The 4,886-nt window shown below is 39.6% G+C and carries 7 protein-coding genes and 2 pseudogenes; 7 read left to right on the forward strand and 2 right to left on the reverse strand.

The annotated features are described in order from the left end of the window. The 4 genes from BM056_RS25355 to BM056_RS25365 all read left to right on the forward strand — a co-directional run. The coding region (locus tag BM056_RS25355) for an ATP-binding protein (protein ID WP_165613721.1) at positions 1–363 on the forward strand (363 nt) is incomplete at its 5' end. A 1-nt stretch (position 364) separates the two neighbouring features. Further along, a complete protein-coding gene (locus BM056_RS27090) occupies positions 365–511 on the forward strand; it encodes a hypothetical protein (protein WP_238456666.1) in 147 nt (48 codons plus the stop codon). Next, entirely contained in the window at positions 501–755 is a 255-nt protein-coding gene (locus BM056_RS25360; protein WP_238456667.1) for a hypothetical protein, read from the forward strand. The genes BM056_RS27090 and BM056_RS25360 overlap by 11 nt, the downstream gene beginning before the upstream one ends. Positions 756–945: 190 nt before the next feature. After that, on the forward strand, positions 946–1,230 hold the full coding sequence (locus BM056_RS25365) for a hypothetical protein (RefSeq protein WP_131820854.1): 285 nt from the start codon (positions 946–948) through the stop codon (positions 1,228–1,230). 438 nt (positions 1,231–1,668) lie between these two features. On the opposite strand, the gene BM056_RS25370 is transcribed toward BM056_RS25365, so the two are convergent. Together BM056_RS25370 and BM056_RS25375 are read right to left on the reverse strand one after the other, a co-directional pair. Then, on the reverse strand, positions 1,669–2,112 hold the full coding sequence (locus tag BM056_RS25370) for a PIN domain-containing protein (RefSeq protein ID WP_092476307.1): 444 nt from the start codon (positions 2,110–2,112) through the stop codon (positions 1,669–1,671). Continuing rightward, positions 2,093–2,416 carry an AbrB/MazE/SpoVT family DNA-binding domain-containing protein gene (locus BM056_RS25375; RefSeq protein ID WP_092476309.1) on the reverse strand — a complete coding sequence of 108 codons (324 nt, stop codon included), beginning with the start codon at positions 2,414–2,416 and terminating at the stop codon, positions 2,093–2,095. The genes BM056_RS25370 and BM056_RS25375 overlap by 20 nt, the downstream gene beginning before the upstream one ends. A gap of 1,181 nt (positions 2,417–3,597) precedes the next feature. Between BM056_RS25375 and BM056_RS27880 the strand changes: the two genes are divergently transcribed. From BM056_RS27880 to BM056_RS25390, 3 genes and pseudogenes are all read left to right on the forward strand, one after another. Continuing rightward, complete coding sequence (locus BM056_RS27880; RefSeq protein ID WP_492207427.1) at positions 3,598–3,750, forward strand: hypothetical protein; 153 nt, start codon at positions 3,598–3,600, stop codon at positions 3,748–3,750. Positions 3,751–3,860: 110 nt separating this feature from the next. Next, a pseudogene (locus BM056_RS26725) lies at positions 3,861–4,085 on the forward strand (toxin-antitoxin system TumE family protein); the annotation flags it as partial. 462 nt (positions 4,086–4,547) lie between these two features. Beyond that, a pseudogene (locus BM056_RS25390) lies at positions 4,548–4,886 on the forward strand (hypothetical protein); the annotation flags it as partial.

Consider the following 4,886-nt stretch of genomic DNA (forward strand, 5'->3'; position numbering starts at 1 on the left):
CAGCTTTCGGAAGCCAAGAAGGCCGGCACACTGGGGACGCTGTTGAAAAAACTGAATAAAGCATCTGTCATTATACTGGACGAGTGGGGCTACGTACCATACGACCGTACCGGTGCCCAGTTGCTCTTTGACTATCTCTCCGAGATACATGAGCACAAGTCCATCATACTGAACACGAACCTGGAGTTTTCCAGGTGGGTCAATGTACTCTATGATGAGCAGATGACTGTTGCCCTTGTAGGCAGACTCATGCACCACTGCTATCTTCTCCTGTTTCCGGGAGAGAACAACCGGTTAAGGGAGTCCAGTATCAATGACCTTTACCGCTCAATAGCGTCAACAGATAAGAAGGAGGGTCAATGATATGACCATAAACAAAACAATTATCAGAGAACTTGAACATACATACAGGAGGTCTTTTCCCAATGACCTTAAGCGGTATCTGCTCGTGAAATATGCAGAAGAGCCGTTTCCGTATGAATTCACCGAACAGGATCTTTATGCTAACTAACATCCGGCGGGATATTCGTGATTATGAGGCCGGGGAACTGGATGTCACAGTAAAAAGCCCGTCCGAACGCTGGCAGGAAGAGCGTGAGCACCTTAAGAATCTGTATATTGAAAAATCCTGCGAGGCACGTGATCTTAAGGAATATGTTGCCGAATTGGAACAAATGCTTTCAGACCACGGTCTGGAATCTTCCAGAATAGCAGAACGGCGGATTGAATACTTAACCGAATCACTGTCTTTTTAATTAATTCAGGTAACAAATGCCTGCAAGTCTTCTCTTTCCCTGTAGAACATGGCGGGGAAAGAGAACCTGCAACATTGTGGAAAATGGAGATGCAATACTATGGAAAAATTACTTGCAACTTTCTCCAAAAAGCTCTTGCAAAAAACATTTAAAACGCGGACTGGCGGGGATTATTCCACTAGTACCGCTAATGCGCCATCACATAGCGGACGAGGAAGTGCTGGCTGAATGCGCCAGGCGTGTAGAAGAATTGCCCACTCAAATGCAACCCGACCTGTATCTGGGCTTGGCCATCTTCTCGTCATTGCGGTTTGCCAGGGAACTTATACTAAAAATGATCGAGGTGAGCAAAATGGAAGCATCGCCTTTATTTGACGGAATTCGTGACAAATGGATTAAAGAAAGGGATACAAAAAGGATGGGTAGAGGCCATTACAGACGCCTTAAAGGAAAACACCGGGTCTTGCCCGGATGACGTACAGGAAAGGTTGCATGGCATTCAGAATATGGATATTCTTAAAGCGCTACTTAGGCGTGCTTTAAAAACTAAGAGCATTGACGAATTTACTGAAGCGTTAAATGCATTTCCAACAAAAGAAAAAAACTAACCTAAAACAATACCGGTCAAACCGGTTTTTCTTTTTTACTCGAGGAAATTTCGAAAGGTCTAGCCTACCTTCCTAAATTCCCCAATAATTCCCCAAAAGGGTCTGTTCTTCTTTGCGTTAATATTCCCGGCACATGATCATCTCAAATCCCGATAATATGTGATATGGAAACGAAAAACCTCTTCTTCGGGTTTTCTCCGTTGGCAAGGAAAAGCTAATTTTTTTAATTCGTTACTTTAGCGTATTAACGCAACGGGGGACAGACCCCATATGGGAGGATTAGCCGAACGTATCCAGACAGGAAATTACTGAATCACCATATGTACTGATTCTAAAATATTCAGCATTTCAGAAACAGTAACTATTTTTACATAAAGCTCAACCTTACTTTTATTAAAAGACCGATGATTACCTGTCACAAAAAAATCAGGTTCCCACAGAACAACAGAGGCCAACACCGGTAAATCCCAAATGTCGTTAGTGCAGTTTTTGTATTGATTAACTATTTTATTTCTGGGATTACTTATCCTTCCAGCATAAGTATCAACCCATTCTTCCAGCAACTGAAAATATTTATCGGCTTCCTGACCTAATTTATCTTTAAAAACAGATTCTATCTCCAAAATACAATATTTTGGTATACCCAAACTTATTTTACGATCTTCAGCTAACCTAAAAAGTTTTCTTGGATTGCCCCCAAACACATAAGATGAAAAAAGGATATTGGTATCAATCGCTACTTTTATCACTGCCGTAAATCCTTCCGAATAATTCATGGCGGTTGTTCTTTAAATACTTTTCAAGTTCCTCAGGGGTGGGAAATTCTTTACGTAATTTAGGACCTATGGTTGCAGCCAGGGTATCAATGGCGGTCATCCTGCGAATATTTACCTTATCACCTTGAAGCTCAAAAACGATTTCATCACCCTCACTGATTTTTAAAGCTTCTCGAACGAATTTAGGTATTGTAACCTGTCCCTTGCTTGTTATCTTAGCCATATTATGAGTTATGAGTTGGGTTATTGGTAGACGACTTTCTAGTTTTTCTTTCATTACAACCACCTTTTCCTTACTTCTTACTTCTTACTCTTGCTAATTTAATAACTCAAAAATATATTCAGGTAAACACAGATTCCAATAAATAATTGAAATATTTCAATATATAAACTTGTGGAATTCATGTTAATAATGAGCAATATGTAATAAAAACCTACTAAGACGATTTAGCCAAGGAAGGTTTAATAAAATGTTTTAATTAATTAAACTATTAACGAAAGTAAATCACGGTAGGAATGCCCGTTACCGCCCCCCCCCCCCGCACAGATCCGTACGTGAGGAATTACCTCATACGACTCCTACCTTGAGTTTATGACGCGAAGCCTCCTTGCTGCTTCGCGTATTCTGTCAAGTCCGATCAATGCTTACCCCTGTCCCTGCGTACAGTTCGCAATCGTCTTTTCAGAATTTCCCTTGGTCACCGGCCTTCCCTCCGGCGCCTCCGCCATTGTTATAACAATTTTGTTCGGCGCTTTCTTTGGTACTGTACCGGTGTCTGACTTCTCAGTAGCGTACACGTCAGGATTACGGCCACGGACCTTCCCTAACCGACCCGTCAGCTAATCTGCCAGCGGGTGCCGCTGAGATCTCCCGGTTCTCGAGGTCGGCACCCCGGATGGGTGATTGCGGAGCTCTATAGCTGGCCTGCGTTTCCCCCTGTCAACGCTTCACGTGCAGCCTCACGGCTGCCCGCGCATGACTCGGGGTCGTGATGGTGCAGCTATTCCTTTCACGTGGGGCTCTTTCATCCCCTACTCTATGCCGGTTTATCCCGGCGCTTTCGGACTGTCCCCTAGTTCTGGGTTTGACGCAAAAGGCTAGAACCGACCGGGCACTTTCGAAATCCTCTCAAACAAACTTGATTTAGGATTTGAGTTGAATTAGTATTGATTTAAATCTTTCAGCTGTGCTAAAATCATATTGAAAGATGGTAAAATATGTAACGCATCTGAAATCAATTACTATACAATATTCTTGAAAGTTGGCCAAAATTACCGGGCAGAATGCTATGAACGCTACATGAATTATTATCTATAAAAAGGAGAATAAACCATTGGAAACTATAGAAATTTTAATAGATGAAGTTAAGGAATATAAAAAACTAAAGCTCATTTCTGAAATGGTACCTAATTAAGGAAAGAATAAAACTGCTAGAAAACAAATATGATTGTAACTTTATAAACTTTGAGAAAAAAATAAAGCAACAGCCTGAAAATTTCAAGCTATGGGACGACTATATTGAATGGAAAGCATATCAGAACAAGTTCGATGAAATCAAAGAAAAAATTGGTGAAATAGCACATGCTAAAGATATTACAATTACTAAATGAGTCCAGAGTAATAAAATCTTACGAGATACAAGACTTTAAACAAGGAAACAACTTTTACTATATTAGAGTGAAGGTTGAGGTAATCAACAACATAATTCTTTTCATTACGAGAATATGTCTCTGAAGAAGACTATAGTTATTCCTATCACTGGCAGGAAGAAGACACGAAATTAATAGTTAGATGGGATAATGCTCCTCATCACAAAGAAATAAAAACATACCCCCATCACAAGCATATTGAAGAAAATGTATTACCATCGTATGAAATTGGAATTAGTGAAGTACTGACATATATTGACACCATCCTTACCCGACATCAAGAGGATTTGGTTTAATACACTTTATTTTACAGTCAATATATATACCCTTTGCATCTTTAAACTTATCCCTTTTGCCTATATCTTAATAGAGGGTCCCGATAACGAACGTTATGGAAATGAAAAACCTTTTCTTCGACTTTCTCCGTTGGTAGAACGTAAAGCTAGTTTTTTTAATTCATTACTTTAGCGTATTAACGCAACAAGGGACAGACCCCTTCTGGAAGGTTTTGGGAGTGGCGACGAGCCAGGGCCAAAACCGACCCGAGCACCGAAAAGTGTTATAACACCGTTTTTTCAATGTAAAGCCATTACCATTTGATTGCGCGCATAGCTTACTTTTGGATTTTCTTCTCATTATTTAAAATTATTTATTATTTTTTCATAAAAATCTTTTACTCAACTTTCCCACTTGCAAAACAACCTTAATCCCAACATTTAAGCGGCCTTGCTGGAAAATAAAATAGCCCTTGACAATCAATGAGAAAAAATAGAAAAGACACCAATCCTTTTGGTAAAATGGAATTGCCAAAAACCAAAATTACCAGACCAAGGAAGGTGTCCATGATCATGATAATAAAAAACGCAGGGGTTAAGCAACTGCCAAAAAGTCTCCAATCTACGTTTTTAGAATTAAAAATATCAAATTACTTACGTAAAGCTGGCATAGTTAAAGGATTGGGATTCTCTTGTCTAACAGTTTTTTGTTTGGTTTTCTCGATGGTTTTTGAAAATAAAAATTGGTTTAGATTGCTTCAGAGTTCTAAAAAAGAAGATCTGCCCGGTAAAAATGTAGTTTATCGATTTTTGAATAATCCA

The sequence above is a fragment of the Desulfotruncus arcticus DSM 17038 genome (assembly GCF_900113335.1).
Lineage (GTDB): Bacteria > Bacillota > Desulfotomaculia > Desulfotomaculales > Desulfallaceae > Desulfotruncus > Desulfotruncus arcticus.